General features: G+C 66.6%; 15 protein-coding genes. 12 read left to right on the forward strand and 3 right to left on the reverse strand.

Annotation, left to right across the window (positions count from 1 at the left end; translation table 11 throughout):
• Nucleotides 1-22: 22 nt before the first annotated feature.
• Nucleotides 23-892 carry a formyltetrahydrofolate deformylase gene (purU, locus tag BMY06_RS03060; RefSeq protein WP_065062228.1) on the forward strand — a complete coding sequence of 290 codons (870 nt, stop codon included), beginning with the start codon at nt 23-25 and terminating at the stop codon, nt 890-892.
• Between the two features lie 89 nt (nt 893-981).
• Here the strand turns inward: purU and BMY06_RS03065 are convergent, their stop codons facing one another.
• Together BMY06_RS03065 and uvrA are read right to left on the reverse strand one after the other, a co-directional pair.
• A complete protein-coding gene (locus BMY06_RS03065; protein ID WP_065062230.1) occupies nt 982-2,091 on the reverse strand; it encodes an AI-2E family transporter in 1,110 nt (369 codons plus the stop codon).
• A 155-nt stretch (nt 2,092-2,246) separates the two neighbouring features.
• Nucleotides 2,247-5,147: an excinuclease ABC subunit UvrA gene (gene uvrA / locus BMY06_RS03070; protein WP_065062232.1), complete on the reverse strand. Its 2,901-nt coding sequence runs from the start codon at nt 5,145-5,147 to the stop codon at nt 2,247-2,249.
• 254 nt (nt 5,148-5,401) lie between these two features.
• On the opposite strand from uvrA, the gene BMY06_RS03075 reads away from it, so the two are divergent.
• From BMY06_RS03075 to BMY06_RS03100, 6 genes are all read left to right on the forward strand, one after another.
• A complete protein-coding gene (locus tag BMY06_RS03075) occupies nt 5,402-6,601 on the forward strand; it encodes an MFS transporter (protein WP_373681566.1) in 1,200 nt (399 codons plus the stop codon).
• A 54-nt stretch (nt 6,602-6,655) separates the two neighbouring features.
• Nucleotides 6,656-7,192, forward strand: coding sequence for a single-stranded DNA-binding protein (locus BMY06_RS03080; RefSeq protein WP_065063061.1), 537 nt, complete (start codon nt 6,656-6,658; stop codon nt 7,190-7,192).
• Nucleotides 7,193-7,490: 298 nt separating this feature from the next.
• Complete coding sequence (gene hcp / locus BMY06_RS03085) at nt 7,491-9,158, forward strand: hydroxylamine reductase (protein WP_074981495.1); 1,668 nt, start codon at nt 7,491-7,493, stop codon at nt 9,156-9,158.
• Nucleotides 9,159-9,177: 19 nt separating this feature from the next.
• Nucleotides 9,178-10,218 (forward strand): 2Fe-2S iron-sulfur cluster binding domain-containing protein, encoded by a 1,041-nt coding sequence (locus tag BMY06_RS03090; protein WP_074981497.1) that lies wholly within the window; start codon nt 9,178-9,180, stop codon nt 10,216-10,218.
• A gap of 112 nt (nt 10,219-10,330) precedes the next feature.
• Complete coding sequence (locus BMY06_RS03095; RefSeq protein WP_237181313.1) at nt 10,331-11,011, forward strand: helix-turn-helix transcriptional regulator; 681 nt, start codon at nt 10,331-10,333, stop codon at nt 11,009-11,011.
• Nucleotides 11,008-11,979 (forward strand): threo-3-hydroxy-L-aspartate ammonia-lyase, encoded by a 972-nt coding sequence (locus BMY06_RS03100; protein ID WP_074981499.1) that lies wholly within the window; start codon nt 11,008-11,010, stop codon nt 11,977-11,979. Before BMY06_RS03095 ends, BMY06_RS03100 begins: the two co-directional genes overlap by 4 nt.
• A gap of 72 nt (nt 11,980-12,051) precedes the next feature.
• Here BMY06_RS03100 and BMY06_RS03105 read toward each other — a convergent pair whose 3' ends face one another.
• Nucleotides 12,052-12,960 (reverse strand): LysR family transcriptional regulator, encoded by a 909-nt coding sequence (locus BMY06_RS03105; protein WP_065063071.1) that lies wholly within the window; start codon nt 12,958-12,960, stop codon nt 12,052-12,054.
• 124 nt (nt 12,961-13,084) lie between these two features.
• Between BMY06_RS03105 and BMY06_RS03110 the strand changes: the two genes are divergently transcribed.
• The 5 genes from BMY06_RS03110 to BMY06_RS03130 all read left to right on the forward strand — a co-directional run bounded on the left by BMY06_RS03110 (nt 13,085) and on the right by BMY06_RS03130 (nt 17,789).
• Nucleotides 13,085-14,422 carry an MFS transporter gene (locus BMY06_RS03110; RefSeq protein WP_244144288.1) on the forward strand — a complete coding sequence of 446 codons (1,338 nt, stop codon included), beginning with the start codon at nt 13,085-13,087 and terminating at the stop codon, nt 14,420-14,422.
• 161 nt (nt 14,423-14,583) lie between these two features.
• On the forward strand, nt 14,584-15,342 hold the full coding sequence (locus BMY06_RS03115) for a response regulator (protein ID WP_080180187.1): 759 nt from the start codon (nt 14,584-14,586) through the stop codon (nt 15,340-15,342).
• 28 nt (nt 15,343-15,370) lie between these two features.
• Nucleotides 15,371-16,051: a response regulator gene (locus BMY06_RS03120; RefSeq protein WP_065063075.1), complete on the forward strand. Its 681-nt coding sequence runs from the start codon at nt 15,371-15,373 to the stop codon at nt 16,049-16,051.
• A gap of 12 nt (nt 16,052-16,063) precedes the next feature.
• Nucleotides 16,064-16,741: a response regulator gene (locus tag BMY06_RS03125; protein ID WP_237181315.1), complete on the forward strand. Its 678-nt coding sequence runs from the start codon at nt 16,064-16,066 to the stop codon at nt 16,739-16,741.
• 286 nt (nt 16,742-17,027) lie between these two features.
• The gene (locus BMY06_RS03130) at nt 17,028-17,789 is read left to right on the forward strand and encodes an aquaporin (protein ID WP_065063079.1); all 762 of its coding nucleotides are present in this window, start codon (nt 17,028-17,030) and stop codon (nt 17,787-17,789) included.
• Nucleotides 17,790-17,970: the final 181 nt, after the last annotated feature.

Here is a 17,970-nt window from a genome sequence, read left to right on the forward strand (position 1 = left end):
ATCGATGGGAGTCACCAAGGTCATGTCGACCGATCACAGCTTTATTCTCAAACTGTCCTGCGCCGACCGTCCGGGCATCGTGCATGCCGTGTCGGGTTTTCTGTTCGAGCGCGGCAGCAACATTCTCGACTCGGCCCAGTTCGGCGACAGCCACACGGGCGAGTTCTTCATGCGCGTGCATTTCCAGCAGGTGGGCGGCGACCCTGGCCTCGACGGCCTGCGCGACGCGTTCGCGCCGCTGGCGGACGAGTTCGGCATGCGCTGGGAGCTGCATGACGCGAACGTGAAGCCGCGCGTCGTGCTGATGGTGTCGAAGATCGGTCACTGCCTGAACGACCTGCTGTTCCGCTATCGCACCGGCCAGCTGCCGATCGAGATCCCCGCGATCATCTCGAACCACAAGGACTTCTACCAGCTGGCGGCGAGCTACAACATTCCGTTCCATCACTTCCCGCTGCTCGGCGGCACGGCAGCCGACAAGGCCGCGCAGGAAGCGCGCGTGCTCGAAGTGGTGAACCGCGAAGGCGCGGATCTCGTGGTGCTCGCGCGCTACATGCAGATCCTTTCGCCGGAGCTGTGCGAGGCGCTCAAGGGCCGCGCGATCAACATCCACCATTCGTTCCTGCCGAGCTTCAAGGGCGCGAAGCCGTACTACCAGGCGTTCGACCGCGGCGTGAAGCTGATCGGCGCGACGGCGCACTATGTGACGTCCGATCTCGACGAAGGCCCGATCATCGAGCAGGAAGTCGAGCGCGTGGACCACAACATGACGCCGGAGCAACTCACGGCGATCGGCCGCGACGTCGAATGCGTGACGCTCGCGCGCGCGGTGAAGTGGCATGTGGAGCACCGCATTCTGCTGAACGGGCATAAGACGGTGGTGTTCCGTTAAGCGCGTTTTGAGCGTGCGATCGCTTCGGCGATGATGTGAAAATGGCCCCGGAAGGGGCCATTTTTTATGCTGCGCGGTAAGCCCGCGCCTCAAACCAGCCGCAGATAAATCAGCTCGCGCTTGATATACGCGTAGAAAATCGGCGCGGCGATCACGCCCTGAATGCCGAACGCGGCTTCCATCACGAGCATCGCCACGAGCAGTTCCCACGTGCGCGCCTCGATCTGGCCGCCCACGATGCGCGCGTTCAGGAAGTATTCGAGCTTGTGGATCACGATCAGGAACACGAGCGCCGTGACCGCCGCGGGCAGGCTCACCGTGAGCGCAATGGCCACGATCAGCGTGTTCGAAATCAGATTGCCGATCACCGGCAGCAGGCCCACCACGAACGTCACCACCACGAGCATCTTCGCGAGCGGCAGCGGCGCATGGAAAACCGGCAGCACGAGCAGCAGGAACAGGCCCGTGAACACCGTGTTGATGGCCGAAATCTTCACCTGCGCGAACACGATGCGGCGGAACGCGTCGGCGAAACGCGAGACGCGCGCGACGAACGCCGTCGAAAGCGGCAGCCGCGTGGCGTTCTTCTGCGCGCCGATCGCAATGATCGCGCCGATGATCATGCCGATCACGATATGCCCCAGAATGCGCGCCGCGTTCTTGCCGCCCTGGCCGAGCTGCGTGGCGTGCTCGTGCATCAGCGCGAGCGCCTTGAGCTTCATCTGCGCGACGTCCACGGGCAGATAGGCCGCGATGGATTCGGGAATGCGGCTGCGCGCCTGGTCGACGAAAGTCATCATCTGCGCCATGACTTTCTGCACGCTCGGCACGTCGTTTTCGAACTGTTCGATCACGCCAACCGTGAGCCCCGTGAGCACGCCCACGATCACGATGGACACCAGCACGACCGACAGCCAGCGCGCGCGGCTGCTCGACATGCGGCGCTCGATGAGCGGCGAAATCGTATGGACGAGCTGATAGACGAGCATGCCGGCCAGCAGCGCCCCGAGCAGATTCAGATGCAGCACCGCGAACATGCCGAGAAGCGCGGCCACATAGCTGCCGATCTCCACGGCCGAGAGTTTCGGCAGACTCATGTCGCTCGTGAGCCTGACCGGCCGAGGGCGCAGATCGCGCACCTGCTGCTGCTTCTCGCCGGACGAGCCGGTCGCGTCGGTCGCTTCGTTGCGCTTGCCCATGTTGGTTCTTTTCCGTCTCCAGACCTCGGGAGCGCACGCGCTCCCAACCCGTTGTTACCGCAGCAATCGTGACTGCTTACTGGTGCTTGTTATCGGCCGCTCGTGGGCGACCGCTTTTTGGTGCTCGCGCGTCTGTGATCGCTGCGGGTGAACGCTTATTGTCCCGATGCCTCGTCGAGCGCGACCGCCTTGCTGGCTCCGCGCTTGAGCAGCGGCGCGAGATAGCGGCCCGTGAAGCTCGCCTTCGACTTCGCGACCTGCTCGGGCGTCCCCTGCGCCACGATCATGCCGCCGCCCGCGCCGCCTTCCGGGCCCATGTCGACGACCCAGTCGGCGGTTTTGATCACATCGAGATTATGCTCGATGATCACCACGGTATTGCCCTGATCGCGAAGCCGGTGGATCACTTCGAGCAGCAGGGCGATGTCGTGGAAGTGCAGGCCGGTGGTCGGCTCGTCGAGTATATACAGCGTCCGGCCCGTATCCCGCTTGGAAAGTTCCAGCGAAAGCTTCACGCGCTGCGCCTCGCCGCCCGAGAGCGTGGTGGCCGACTGGCCGAGGCGGATGTAGCCCAGACCCACGTCCAGCAGCGTCTTGAGCTTGCGCGCCACGACCGGCACCGCCTTGAAGAACTCGTAGGCGGTTTCCACCGTCATGTCGAGCACTTCGCTGATGTTCCGGCCCTTGTATTGGATTTCGAGCGTTTCGCGGTTATAGCGCTTGCCGTGACAGACGTCGCAGGGCACGTAGACGTCGGGCAGGAAGTGCATTTCCACCTTCAGCACGCCGTCGCCCTGGCAGCTTTCGCAGCGCCCACCCTTCACGTTGAACGAGAAGCGGCCCGACTCGTAGCCGCGCTCCTTGGCCGCCGGCACGCCCGCGAACAGTTCGCGGATGGGCGTGAAGAGGCCCGTGTAGGTGGCCGGATTCGAACGCGGCGTGCGGCCGATCGGCGATTGATCGACGTTGATGACCTTGTCGAAATGTTCGAGCCCTTCGATCGCCTCGAACGGCGCCGGCTCGGCCGACGAACCGTACAGATGCTGCGACACCGCGTGATACAGCGTGTCGTTGATGAGCGTGGACTTGCCCGAGCCGGACACGCCCGTCACGCAGGTCAGCAGGCCGACCGGCAGATCGAGCGTCACGTGCTTGAGGTTGTTGCCGTAGGCCTCGACGATGCGCAGGCGGCGCTCGTCGGGATCCTGGCGCTCGTCCGGATAGTCGATGCGGCGCGCGCCCGAGAGATACTGGCCCGTCATCGAGGCCGGATCGCGCTCCACCTGTTTGGGCGTGCCTTCGGCGATCACCATGCCGCCGTGCACGCCCGCGCCCGGTCCCATGTCGACGACGTAATCGGCCATGCGGATCATGTCCTCGTCGTGCTCCACGACGATCACCGAATTGCCGAGATCGCGCAGATGCTTGAGCGTGGAAATGAGGCGGTCGTTGTCGCGCTGGTGCAGGCCGATCGACGGTTCGTCGAGCACGTACATCACGCCCGTGAGGCCCGAGCCGATCTGCGAGGCGAGGCGGATGCGCTGCGCTTCGCCGCCCGAGAGCGTTTCGGCGCTGCGTTCGAGCGAGAGGTAATCGAGCCCGACGTTATTCAGGAACATCAGCCGCGCGACGATTTCCTTGACCACCTTGTCGGCGATCTCGCCTTTCGCGCCTTCGAGGCGCAGCGTCTGGAAGTAGCCGAGCGTGTCGCGCAGCGGCCAGCCGCTCACTTCATAGATGGCGCGCGCGTCCTCGCCCGCGCCGATGCGCACGAAGCGCGCTTCGCGGCGCAGACGCGTGCCTTCGCAGTGCGGGCAGGCCTGATTGTTCTGGTACTTGGCGAGTTCCTCGCGCACCGCGGCCGAATCGGTTTCGCGGTAGCGGCGCTCGAGGTTCGGGATGATGCCTTCGAACACGTGCTCGCGCACGGACGTGCGGCCGCGCTCGTTGATGTACGAGAACGGGATTTCCTGCTTGCCCGAGCCGTACAGCAGGATCTTGCGCACTTTCTCCGGCAGATCCTCGAAGGCGGTGTCGATGTCGAAGTCGTAGTACGCCGCGAGACTCTGCAGCATCTGGAAGTAGAACTGGTTGCGCCGGTCCCAGCCCTTCACGGCGCCCGCCGCGAGCGACAGCGACGGATGCGCGACCACGCGCTTCGGGTCGAAGAAGGTGATCTGGCCGAGGCCGTCGCACTCCGGGCACGCGCCCATCGGGTTGTTGAACGAGAAGAGGCGCGGCTCCAGCTCCGGCAGCGAGTACGAGCAGATCGGGCAGGCGAACTTCGAGCTGTAGAGATGCTCCTTGTTCGTGTCCATTTCGAGCGCGATGGCGCGGCCGTCGGCGAGACGCAGCGCCGTTTCGAACGACTCCGCGAGGCGCTGCTTCATGTCGGGGCGCACCTTGAGGCGGTCCACCACCACGTCGATGGTGTGGCGCTCGCTCTTCTTGAGCTTGGGCAGCGACTCCACTTCGTAGATCTTCGCCTCGCCCTCGTTGGCCGTGCCGCCGCCCGAACGCACGCGAAAGCGCACGAAACCCTGGGCCTGCATGTCGTCGAAGAGTTCGGCGTGCTCGCCCTTGCGGTCCACGATCACGGGCGCGAGGATCATCAGCCGGGTCTCCTCGGGCAGCGCGAGCGCGGCGTCGACCATCTGCGAGACGCTTTGCGCCTCCAGCGGAATCTCGTGGTCGGGGCAGTACGGCGTGCCGACACGTGCGTAAAGAAGTCGCAGGTAGTCGTGGATTTCGGTGACCGTGCCGACCGTCGAGCGCGGATTGTGCGACGTGGCTTTCTGCTCGATCGAAATCGCCGGCGACAGACCCTCGATCAGATCGACGTCGGGCTTCTCCATCAACTGAAGGAACTGACGGGCGTACGCCGACAGGCTTTCCACGTAGCGGCGCTGGCCTTCTGCGTAGAGCGTGTCGAAGGCCAGCGAGGACTTGCCGGAACCGGATAGCCCGGTGATCACCACGAGCTTGTGGCGCGGCAGGTCCAGATTGACGTTCTTCAGGTTGTGGGTTCGGGCCCCACGGATACGGATCTGTTCCATGAACCTGCGGGAGAGAGGGAGGCTAAACCTGCTACTATAACGACTTTTCCAGACCGCCGTTACGGCTTGCCAACGGTCTTTGAAAGGACCTTGAAGCGTCCGCGCGAAGACTCTGCAAGCCAACCGACAGCTCTTGCAAGGCGACCCGGGCTCCGCGCTCCGGGGCCACGGTAAGTGCGCAATCAGCGCCCACTGAGTTCCACGCGGCGCGCGCATCGCCGGCGGGCAGCGGCGGCCAATCACAATACGCTCCGATGTCCTCCAACTCACCCGCTACCTCTTCACGCATGAGTGCGCCCGAGCTGCGCGCGACCGTGTCGCTTGCCGCGATCTTCGCGCTGCGCATGCTGGGCCTCTTCATGATCATGCCGGTGTTTTCGGTCTACGCGAAAACCATTCCCGGCGGCGACAACCTGCTGCTTGTCGGCATCGCGCTCGGTGCGTACGGCGTGACGCAGTCGCTCCTGTACATTTTCTACGGCTGGATCTCCGACCGCATCGGCCGCAAGCCCGTGATCGCCGCCGGCCTCGTGATCTTCGCGATCGGCAGCTTCGTGGCCGCGGGCGCGCACGACATGACGTGGATTATCGTCGGACGGGTGATCCAGGGCATGGGCGCGGTGTCGTCGGCCGTGCTGGCCTTCATCGCCGACCTCACCAGCGAGCAGAACCGCACCAAGGCCATGGCGATGGTGGGCGGCTCGATCGGCCTGTCGTTCGCGGTGGCGATCGTCGGCGCGCCCATCGTGGTGCACTGGCTCGGCATGAGCGGCCTCTTCACGCTGGTCGGCGTGTTCTCGATCATCGCGGTGGGCGTGGTGCTGTGGATCGTGCCCGATGCGCCCAAGCCCGTGCACGTGCGCGCGCCGTTTTCCGAAGTCCTGCACAACGTCGAGCTGCTGCGCCTGAATTTCGGCGTGCTGGTGCTGCACGCGACGCAGACCGCGCTGTTCCTCGTGGTGCCGCGCCTGCTCGTCGATGCGGGTCTGCCGGTCGCCTCGCACTGGATGATCTATCTGCCCGTGATGGGCCTGTCGTTCGTGCTGATGGTGCCGGCCATCATCGCGGCGGAGAAGAAGGGCAAGATGAAGGCCGTGGTGGTCTCGGCCATTGGGCTTATTCTGATCGGCCAGCTTCTGCTCGGCTCGCTTGCGCATACCATAGCAATCGTGGCCGCCGTGCTGTTCGTGTACTTCCTCGGCTTCAATATTCTGGAAGCGTCGCAGCCTTCGCTGGTGTCGAAGCTCGCGCCGGGCAACCGCAAGGGCGCAGCCACGGGCGTCTATAACACCACGCAGTCGATCGGGCTCGCGCTTGGCGGCGTGGTGGGCGGCTGGCTGCTCAAACACGACGGCGCAAGCACCGTTTTCTATACGTGCTCAGGCCTCGTGTTCTGCTGGCTTATAATCGCGGCCAACATGAAGGCGCCGCCCAAACGCGCTGAGCGCGCGTGAGCGTGCGTTTGAACGCGCTTCGGCGCGCCTGATCGGAATCAACTGGAGAAATACATGGCATCCGTGAACAAGGTGATCCTCGTCGGCAACCTCGGCGCCGAGCCGGAAGTGCGCTATCTGCCGAGCGGTGACGCCGTGGCGAACATCCGCCTCGCGACCACCGACCGCTATAAGGACAAGGCGTCCGGCGAGTTCAAGGAAATGACCGAATGGCACCGCGTGGCGTTCTTTGGCCGTCTGGCCGAGATCGTCTCGGAGTACCTGAAGAAGGGCTCGTCGGTGTATATCGAAGGCCGCATCCGCACCCGCAAGTGGCAGGCGCAGGACGGCACCGACCGTTATTCGACGGAAATCGTCGCCGATCAGATGCAGATGCTGGGCGGCCGCAGCGGCGGCGCGTCGGCGGGCAGCGATATGGGCGACGACGGCGGCTACAGCCGTGACAGCGCACCGCGCGGCGGTGGCCGTGCTTCGGGCGGCGGCGGCGGTGCACCGCGTTCGAGCGGTGGCGGCTCGGGCGGCGGCGCTGGCCGTTCGAACGCCCCGGCCGGCGGCGGCTTCGACGAAATGGACGACGATATTCCTTTCTAAGCTGGTTCGACTCGCGCTCGATTCCTTCGGGCGCGAATCCGACGAAAAGCCCGCGACCTTTCCGGTCGCGGGCTTTTTTCATGGTGCCGCCGTCCTGCGCCGCCACGCTCTCCTTTGATTTGCATCACGGCAAACCTGGCGCGCCCAGGCGACGATAAAAAAGATGCATCAATTTTGCATCTTACTAGACGTCCGATGCGGCGCGGGTCGCCGCCCTCGGACAACGCCGTGCTCCGTCAGCCGATCGACGATCGTCTGACGCGTGGCGCGAGCCATCCCCACAAGCAAGGAGAGCAGCGTGTTTTGCTACCAATGTGAACAGACCGACCGCGCCCACGGCGCGCCCGGATGCGCGTCGGCGAAGGGCAACTGCGGCAAGGACGCCACCACCGCCGATCTGCAGGATCTGCTGATCCACGCGGTCAAGGGCATCGCCCAGTACAACGCGCTCGCGCGCGGTCTCGGCAGCGCCGACCGCGAAGCCGACCGCTTCATCCTCTACGCGATGTTCACCACGCTCACCAACGTGAACTTCAACGCCGGCCGCTTCGTGGCGATGCTGCGCGAAGCCGCGCAACATCGCGACTGCGTGAAGGCCGCGTATGAAACGATGGCGCTCGCGCAGGGCGTCGCGGCGCAGGCGCCCGCCGGTCCCGCGCGCTGGCAGCCGGGCGCCGATCTGCCGCAACTGCTCGCGCAGGCTGCGGACGTCGGCGTCGATGCAGGTCTTGATGTCGTGGGCGCCGACATCGTCGGGCTGCGCGCGCTGGTGCTCTACGGCCTCAAGGGCGTGTGCGCCTACGCGCATCATGCGCGCGTGCTCGGCTACGAAAGCGACGAGGTCTACGCGGGCGTGGCGTCGGCGCTCGACTTCCTCGCGCGCGAGCCCGTCGCGGCGGGCGAACTGCTCGAACAGGCGCTCGCGCTCGGCAGCCTGAACCTCAAGGTGATGGAGTTGCTCGACGCCGCCAACACCGGCCGCTTCGGCAACCAGCAGCCCACCGCCGTGCGCATGACGCCGGTCGCGGGCAAGGCGATCCTCGTCTCGGGCCACGATCTGGGCGATCTCGAAGCGTTGCTGCAAGCCACCGAAGGCGCGGGCGTGCAGATCTACACGCACGGCGAGATGCTGCCTGCGCACGCGTATCCGAAGCTCAAGGCGTATGCGCACCTCGCAGGCAACTACGGTGGCGCGTGGCAGGACCAGCAGTCCGACTTCGCGAATTTCCCCGGCCCGATTCTGATGACCTCGAACTGCCTGATCGAGCCGCTGCCGCACTATCGTCAGCGCATCTTCACGACCGGCCCGGTCGGCTGGGCGGGCGTGCGCCATCTGGAGCATCACGCGTTCGCGCCGCTCGTGCAGGCCGCGCTCGCGCTGCCGGGCTTCCGCGAGACCGCGCCCGAGGAAACCGTGACGATCGGCTTCGCGCGCCATACCGTGCTCGGCGTGGCCGACAAGGTGAGCGACGCCGTGAAGGCCGGTCAGATCCGCCACTTCTTCCTGATCGGCGGCTGCGACGGCGCCGCGCCCGGCCGCAACTACTACACCGAGTTCGCGCAGGCCGCGCCCGACGACACCGTCGTCATGACGCTCGGCTGCAACAAGTACCGCTTCAATCGCCACGCGTTCGGCGACATCGGCGGCATTCCGCGTCTGCTCGATCTCGGCCAGTGCAACGACAGCTATTCGGCGATCCAGATCGCGCTCGCGCTGGCCGAAGCGTTCGAGTGCGGCGTCAACGATCTGCCGTTGTCGCTGGTGATTTCGTGGTTCGAGCAGAAGGCGGCCGCCGTGCTGCTGACGCTGCTCGCGCTCGGCATCCGCAACATCCGGCTCGGACCGACGCTGCCGGCCTTCCTCACGCCGGGCGTGGTGCAGATTCTCGTCGATCAGTTCGGCATCCAGCCGATCGGCGACGCGCACGCCGATCTCGCCGCCGCGCTCGCGCGCAAGGCCGCGTGAGGCGGGCACAGGCAAGCCGATGAACCATCGAATCGAGATTCTCACGCGTGACGGCGCGGCCTTGAGCTTCGAGTGCGCGCCGCAGCAGGACGTGCTGGCGGCGGCCGCGGCGGCGCAGTTGACGCTGCCGTCGCAGTGCAAGCGCGGCAGTTGCGGCGCGTGCCACGCGAGCGTCGCCGAGGGCGATTACACGCTGGGCGAGCACGCCGCCGATGCGCTCCCCGCGGGCGATCCGCGCGCGGTGTTGTTGTGCCGCACGACGCCGCGTAGCGATTTGCGCATCGTCGCACCGTACGACAGCGCGAAAGTGCTGCGCCAGCCGGTGGCGGCGCGGCGCGCGCGCGTCGTGTCGCTGGACACGCTCACCGAGGACACGCGCCGCCTCGAACTGCAACTCGATGCCGACGATCTCAACGGCAGCGCCGCCGAGTTCGAAGCGGGCCAGTTCGTCGAACTCGCGCTGCCGGATGACGAAGGCGCAGGCGATCTGCGTCGTCCGTTCTCGCTCGCCAACACGAGCAACTGGGACGGGCGGCTGGAATTGCTGATCCGTCTGCGGCCCGGCGGCGCGTTTTCGGACTGGCTGCGCGAGCGCGCGCGCGTGGGCGACACGCTGACCGTACACGGCCCGCAAGGCGGTTTCGGCCTGTTCGCCGACAGCCTGCGGCCGCGCTGGTTCGTGGCGGGCGGCACCGGGCTCGCGCCCGTGCTGTCGATGCTGCGGCGCATGGCCGAATACCAGGAGATGAACGAGGCGCGCGTGTTCTTCGGCGTGAACCGCGTCAGCGATCTGTTCATGGCCGACGAACTCGCGCGCTTGCAGACGGCGCTTCCGCAGTTGCGCGTCGAGTTCTGCGTGCGCGAGGCCGACGATGCCTGGCGCGGCTTTCACGGCACGCCGGTCGAGGCGCTGGAGGCGGCGCTGGCGTCCGTTTCGGTGAACACGTCGCCCGATCTCTACGTGTGCGGGCCGCCCGCGATGGTGAGCGCCGCGCAAGCCGCCGCCGTGGCGGCGCGCGTGCCGTCGTCGCAATTCGCCAGCGAGCGCTTCGCTGTCTGAGACGAAGCCTCGCGTTGTCCCTGCGAACTCGCCTTCGGGCGAGTTTTTTTATGCCGCGCGGTGTGTGTTGTCAGTGATTGACATTTTGTCGTAAATCGTCAAAATGTCACGCGTGGCGAAGATCAAGACACCTACCGAAGTCTCCGGCGCGAGCGTCAGCGCGCGCGAGAACGCGCTGCTGCTGCGCGAAGGCCTCAAGATCGTCGAGGCGCTCGGGCAGACGCTCGCGCCGCTTGTCGAGGTCGTGCTGCACGATCTGACCTCGCCCGAGCAGTCGGTCGTCGCGATCTCGAACAACCTGTCGGGCCGTCAGGTCGGCGACGCCGCCACCGAAATGGGGCTCGCGCGTCTGAACGATCCCGGCTTCCCCGAAGTCGTCGCCAATTATCCGAATCGCTTTCCCGATGGCCGGCCGGTCAAGAGCACGTCGATCGGGCTCAAGAACAGCGCGGGCGAATACGTGGCGGCCGTCTGCCTGAACATGGACGTCTCGCTGCTCGGCGCGGTCACGGCGGGCCTCGGCCAGTTGATGCAGACGGGCGCCGCCGCGCCGCTGCCCGAATCGCTCGCGCCGCGCACCGGCGACGGCGTGCGCGCCGCACTCGAACGCTATGCCGCCGCGCGCAACACCACGCCCATCGGCATGACGCTCGCGCAGCGCCGCGACGCCGTGCGCGAACTCGCCGAAAGCGGCCACCTGAACCTGCGCCACGCGTTGGCCGAAGTGGCGCGCACGCTCGGCGTGGCGCGCTCCACCGTCTACACCTACTTGCCCAGCGAGCACCGACCATGAGCACTCTGCCCATCACTTTCGACGACGTCGTCGCCGCCCACGAGCGCGTTCGCGGCGTCGCGCACCGCACGCCCGTGATGACCTCGCGCACCGCGAACGAACTCGCGGGCGCGGAACTGTTCTTCAAGTGCGAGAACTTCCAGCGCATGGGCGCGTTCAAGTTTCGCGGCGCGTACAACGCCATCGCGCAGTTCACGCCGGAGCAGAAGCAGGGCGGCGTGATCACGTTTTCGTCGGGCAATCACGCGCAGGCCATTGCGCTCTCGGCGCAACTGCTCGGCGTGAAGGCCGTGATCGTGATGCCGCACGACGCGCCCGCCGTGAAGGTCGCGGCCACGCGCGGCTACGGCGGCGAAGTCGTGTTCTACGACCGCTACACCGAGGACCGCGAAGCGCTCGGCCAGCGTCTCGCCGCCGAGCGCGGCCTCACGCTGATTCCGCCCTACGATCATCCGCACGTGATGGCGGGGCAGGGCACGGCGGCGAAGGAACTGTTCGAGGAAGCGGGCGGTTTCGACGTGCTGCTCACGCCGCTCGGCGGCGGCGGCCTGCTCTCGGGTTGCGCGACGGCGGCGCATGCGCTCGCGCCCGATTGCCAGGTGATCGGCGTGGAGCCGGAAGCGGGCAACGACGGCCAGCGCAGTCTGCAAGGCGGCGCGATCGTCCACATCGAGACGCCCAAGACCATCGCCGACGGCGCGCAGACGCAGCATCTGGGCAACCACACGTTCGCGGTGATCCGCGAGCGCGTGAGCGAGATCGTGACGGTCAGCGACGCGGAACTCGTCGAGACGATGAAGTTCTTCGCCAGCCGCATGAAGATCTACGTCGAGCCGACGGGCTGCCTCGCGGCGGCGGCGGTCCTGCAACGCAAGGTGGACGTGCAGGGCAAGCGCGTGGGCATCGTCATTTCGGGCGGCAACGTCGATCTGCTGCGTTTCGCCGAGCTGGTGAGCGCGCAGCCCTGATCGGCGCGCGGGTCGTCCGCATTGCGAATCGGCGCAGGAAGCCGAGGAAGCCGAATAAACCCAAGCGGGCCGCTAGCCGAACAATCCGGCGAGCGCCTCGCGCGCGTTCGTCACGTGCGCGCTTTCGCCGGGACGCCCCGGCAGCAGATGAAATTCGGCGAACGGCAACGCGGGCAAGCCGAACGACGCTGGACAGGCCATCAGCCCGTCGCCGATCGCCGATTCGTTCAGGCAGGAAATGCCCAGCCCCGCCTTCAACGCGAGCTGCAGCCCCGCGACGCCCGACGCCGAATGCGAAATCAGATACGGCATGCGCGCCTCGTCGAGCAGCCTCACCACGTAACGCTGCAACTGGCACGTCGCGGGCAGCAGCACGAGCGGCCAGGGCGGCGTCAGCGCGCCGCGCTCGCGCAGCGTCTCGCGCGCGCTGACCCACACCAGTTTCTCGCGGCGGATCACCGTGCTCGTGGCCGCCGAGGTCTGCGCGCCGGGCTTCGCCGCGCCGCGCTTTCCCGTGCCCTCCACCATGCGCAGCGACAGGCCGATGTCGAAGGTGTTGTCGTCCGCGCTCGCGTCGATCACGGCGCTGGGCAGCACCGTTACATGCAGACGCAGACGCGGATGCTGGCTCGCGAAGCGCCGGATGATCGCGGCGACATCCTGCGGGCGGTAGTAATCGGTGATGGCGATGCGCACCTCGCCGTCGAGCGAACGTCCCTGCATGTCGTCGAACGCGGCGTCGCACATCGCCACGATGCGGCGCGCGTGATCGAGCAGCTTCGCACCCGCGGGCGTGGGCGCGACGCCGTATTTGCCGCGCACGAACAGCGGCTGGCCGATGCGCTCCTCCAGCTTCTTCAACTGCTCGCTCACCGACGACTGGGAGAGGAACACGCGCTCGGCGCCCGCCGAGACGCTGCCCGCCTCCGTGACGGCGATGAAGGTGCGCAACTGCGCGAAGTCGAGACCGCGTGCGTTCATAAGTGTGTGTGGATGAGCCGGACCGGCTGCGAACCGGGCTGGCAACCCGGGATTTCAGATTTCGGAAATTCCGATTCAACCGTTTGGATATTCCCGCTTTTCCGATAGATGGTGCGCCTCTAGCATGAGCGCAGTCAACCTCTTTCTGGAGCGCATCATGGAGTACGCACAGGGGCGCGCCGCGCCGCATCGATGGAAAGTCTTGAGCGTGGGCGTGGCGGCCAACGCCAGTTTCGCGGCCGCGTTTTCGGGCATTCCGGCCACGGCGGTGCTGATCCGCTCGGGCTACCGTATCGACACGGGCGCACTCGGCTTGTTGCTCGGCATGCTGGGTCTCGGGATCGTCCTGAGCGAATTGCCGTGGGGCATGCTCACCGACCGCTGGGGCGACCGGCGCGTGCTGCTCACGGGACTCGTCTCGACGGCGGCGGCGCTGCTCGCCATGGCCGTCTGGGTCACGCCGACCGCGGCGCGCGTGCCGGGATTGCCGCTGGTCGAAGCGGGCTTTCTCGCCATCGGCTTGCTCGGCGGCAGTGTCAACGGTTCGAGCGGACGCGCGGTGATGGCCTGGTTCGGACCCGCCGAGCGGGGCCTCGCGATGAGCATCCGTCAGACCGCGGTGCCGACGGGCGCCGGCATCGGCGCGTTGCTGTTGCCGCCGCTGGCGCAGCACGCGGGCTTTGTGTGGATGTACGGCGCGCTGGCGGCGATGTGTCTTGCTTCCGCCATTCTGACGATGCTGTGGGTGCGCGAGCCGGACGCGTTGCCCGTCACGCCGACAGCGAACGCCGCCGCCGCATCGGACCCGACCGTCTCGCCGTTGCGCAGCGCGCCGGTGTGGCGCGTGGCGATCGGCATCGCGGCGCTGTGCATGCCGCAAGTCGCGGTGATCTCGTTCGCGAGCGTCTTTCTGCACGATTTCGGCCACATGCATGGCGTGGCGATCGGCGCGGCGCTCGCGGCGGTGCAGGGCGGGGCGGCAGTCATGCGGGTCTGGAGCGGCCGCTGGACCGATCGGCGCGGCAACCGCAACGCCTATCTGCGCGCGTGCGCGGCGCTCACCGTCGGATTGTTCGTACTGCTGGCGATCTCGACCGCGCTCGTGGGGAACACCGGGCAGGGCGTGCAATCGGCGGCGGCGTTGTCGGCATTGTTCGTGTTGCTCGTGGCGGGCGGCATTGCTGCATCGGCATGGCACGGCGTCGCGTACACCGAGCTTGCGACGCAGGCGGGCCACAGCCGTACCGGCACGGCGCTGGCGATGGGCAACAGCGGCGCCTTTCTCGCCTTCTGGCTGGTGCCTTCCGCGATTCCTGTCCTGTTGTCGGCGTTCGGCTGGCCTGCCGTGTGGCTCGCGGGCGCTGCCTGCGCAGCGTTGGCGTGGCCGGCCTTTGCACGCACGCCGCTGGCACGTCAGCAAAGCCGCGCGTCGCGCGGTGCGAGACAGCGCGTTTCCGTTTGACTGTCGCCGTATCAGTCATTCGCTGACAGGATGTTCTGAGTTTTTTTATTTAATTCGCATATCGAATTATTTGATTCGAATAAGCGATACGTGATGCGTATTTAAAGTAAGTTTAACGATTCGGAAATCTCTGATACTGGCAATCGTTAATCGATGTTCAGATGGGAGACCCTGCTGCGTACCGCTCTACGCAGACAAGGCACAGAGCGAGTTGGCGCGTCCGCCGCGCGCACATCGCCGCCCCTTCCCTGTCACATCGAGAGAGAGCCAACTTGAAGCTACGCGTCGTCCTCGCGGACGATCATCCATTCGTTTTATTGGGCGTTCGTTCCGCGCTCGAAGCCGCAGGCGATGTCCATGTCGTTGGCGAGGCAGCCAGCCCGTGCGAACTCATCAGCGCGCTCGAGCGCCTTCCCTGCGACGTCGCGGTCACTGACCTCACCATGCCCAGCGCGCCGGGCGAGATCGAAGACGGTCTGCCGCTCGTGCGTCGTCTGCGCCGCGACTGGCCGCAATGCCGCATCGTCGTGCTCACCAGCATCACCAACGTGGCCATTCTGCGCGCCGTGCTCGACACGGGGGTCACGGCGCTGCTCAGAAAGAGCGAGCCGATGGAGGAGCTCACCGCCGCCGTACGCGGCGCCGGAAACGGCTTGCGCTACGTCAGCCGGTCGATTCTGAGCGACCTCGCCATCGCGGGCGCGGAGCGCGCGGGTTCAACGCGTGCGCCGCGTCTGTCGCCGCGCGAGTCGGAAGTGGTCCGTCAGTTCGTCTGCGGCCGCACCATCACCGAAATCGCGCGCGAGCTCGACCGCGACGTCCGCACGGTGAGCCGCCAGAAGCGCGACGCCATGGCCAAGCTGGGCGTCAGCAACGACGCAGGACTGTTCGCCTTCGTGCGCGCGCACGGACTGCTATGAGCGGCCACGCCGCACGCCGGAAATTGCCATGCCCGAGACTCATGAATTGACGCGGCCCGCGCGGATCATCGTCGCGGACGATCATCCACTGGTGCTGTTCGCACTCGAGAATCTGCTTGCTTCGCTGTCCAATCTGCGCGTCGTGGCGCGCGCGCAATCGGTGCCGCAACTGTTCGAGGAGGCGCAGCAGCACGATTTCGACCTCGCCGTGCTGGACCTCTACATGCCCGGCGAGCGTGGCGAGGAAGGCCACGACGCGGTGCAGCGCTTTCAGCGCACCTACCCGGACAAAGCCGTCGTGGTGCTGACCATGGAAGACGAGGCGGCGGCGCTGCGCAGCGCCATCAATCTGAACGTCGAGGCGGTGTTGAGCAAGCGCGACCGCATCGACCTGATTCCCGTGGCGATCGCTTCGGCCATGGCGCGCGAGCACTACATCGGCCCGGTCGTGCGCGAACTGCTGAAGAAGGCCGAGCGCGAGCAGCGGCGCGAAGAGGTGCTGCGGCTGCTGTCCCGGCGCGAGTTCGAGGTGCTCACGCATTACGCGTCGGGGCTGGGCGTGACCGAGATCGCGGGTCTGCTCGGGCGCAGCGTGAAAACCATCAGCGCGCAGAAGTGCGCGGCCATGAAGAAGCTCGCGCTCACGACGGATATCGACCTGTACCGCTTCGCGCTCGAGTGCGGTGTCGTGCAGGGCGAGGGCCGCTGAATGGGGGCGCAGGTGGCGAGGGCCGATCAAGCGGAACAAACGGAACAGGCGGAACGCGTGCGCGTGATCGTCGCGGACGATCACGAGTGCGTGCGCATCGGCGTGACCGGCTTGCTGCGCGCGTCGCCGCGCATCGACGTGGTGGCCGAAGCCAGCGACACGCACTCGCTTGCATGTCAGCTCGACGCGCACGCCTGCGACGTGGTGATCTCCGACGTCTGCATGCCGGGCATGGACGGCGAATACAGTTCGCTCTCCATGCTGCGGCGTCTGGTCCGCACGCCGCGCGCGCCCGCTGTCGTCGTGCTCACCATGATCTCCAGCGCGCCCATGCTCAGCGGCTTGCTGCAACACGGCTTGCAGGTAATCGTCGACAAGCGCGACGTGCCGTACGCCTTGCTGCCCGCGATCGACGCCGCACGCGTTCGTGAGCCGTTTCAGTCCGCCTGCACGCGCTCGGTGCTCGAGCGCGCGGGTGCGGGCTGCGAACCATGCGTCGGCGTGCCGAGCGCGCGCGAGTGGGAAGTGCTGCAGCTCTACGTGCATGGCATGCCGATTGGCGCCATCGCGCGGCAGCTCGGGCGTAGCGTGAAGACCGTCAGCACGCAAAAGCGCAACGCGATGCGCAAGTTCGGCCTCGCCACCGAGCGCGAACTGATCGAATTCGCCACGCAGATCGGCCTCACCTGAAACGCTCGACCACGCCGCGCCGCCGCCCCGCGATCCGACGTTCTGTCAGATTTCGCGCGCAACTGCGACTGAATCGCCTTCGCATTTTTAGGAGTTGTCCTATCGGACGATGGGACGCCGCTCACCATAATTTAAAGCTCGACGCGCGAATTGTCGGATAGCGCCGGTTTGGCTTTCTCCGTTCGGCATTTCCCCTTCCTGACATCGCTGGCCACCCGTGCGGCAGCCCTCGCCGGCTGTCGGCGGGAACGCGCGCGTCGCGCCAGCTGGACAAGGAGACAACACCATGAAGCTCGTAGACCGTGTGGCGGTGGAGGGCGCGGGCACCGCGTGGCTCGTGTTCGTCGGCTGCGCGAGCGCCGCGCTCAATGGCGCCGTGCCCGCGCAGGGCTGGAATGTCTTCGAAATGGCGGCAGCGTTCGGTCTCGCGCTGGCGGTGGCCGGTTTCGCGTCGGCGCGGGTGTCGAGTGCGCATTTCAATCCCGCGGTGACGATCGGCTTTGCGGCGTCGGGGCGTTTCCCGGTACGCGATGTCGTGCCGTATATCGCCGCGCAAACCGTCGGCGCGCTCCTCGGCACGGCGTTGCTTGCCTACGTCGCGAGCGGCCGCCCGGGTTTTTCCTTCGCGGTGTCGGATTTCGCCAGCAATGGCTACGACGAGCATTCGCCCTGCGAGTATGCGTTCGGTGCGGTGGCGGTCGTCGAGTGCGTGATGACGTTCGCGTTCGTGCTGCTACAGCTTGTCATGTCGCGCTCGCCGCAGCGGCGCAAGGCCGCGCCCATGGCGCTCGGCGCCTGCCTCGCCGCAATCTATCTGATTGCGATTCCGGTGAGCAATGGCGGCATGAATCCGGCGCGGTCCACCGCGCCGGCCTTGTTCGTGGGCGACTGGGCGCTCGATCAGCTCTGGCTGTTCTGGGCCGCGCCGATGCTGGGCGGCATCGCGGCGGGCATCGCTCACCGGCTGGCGCTGCGTCTGCGTGCGAGGGGGCGTATCCGGTCGCGTGCGCAGCGCGACGCGTCTCGCAACGGCCACGGCCCGAGCTGAGCGAGGCCATTCTCTTGCCGACTCCGCCGCTCCTTTCCACTCGCGTCGCGCAACGTTGCGCGTGGGGAAGCGGCGCGCGCGGTGGGGCGATCGGCATGGTCATCGGCATGGTTGTCTGTCAGGCGGCGAAATTGGCATTGGCCCTGGCGTTGGCCTTCTGTCTCGCGATCACGCTGACGAC

It is taken from the genome of Paraburkholderia tropica, assembly GCF_900109265.1.
GTDB lineage: Bacteria > Pseudomonadota > Gammaproteobacteria > Burkholderiales > Burkholderiaceae > Paraburkholderia > Paraburkholderia tropica.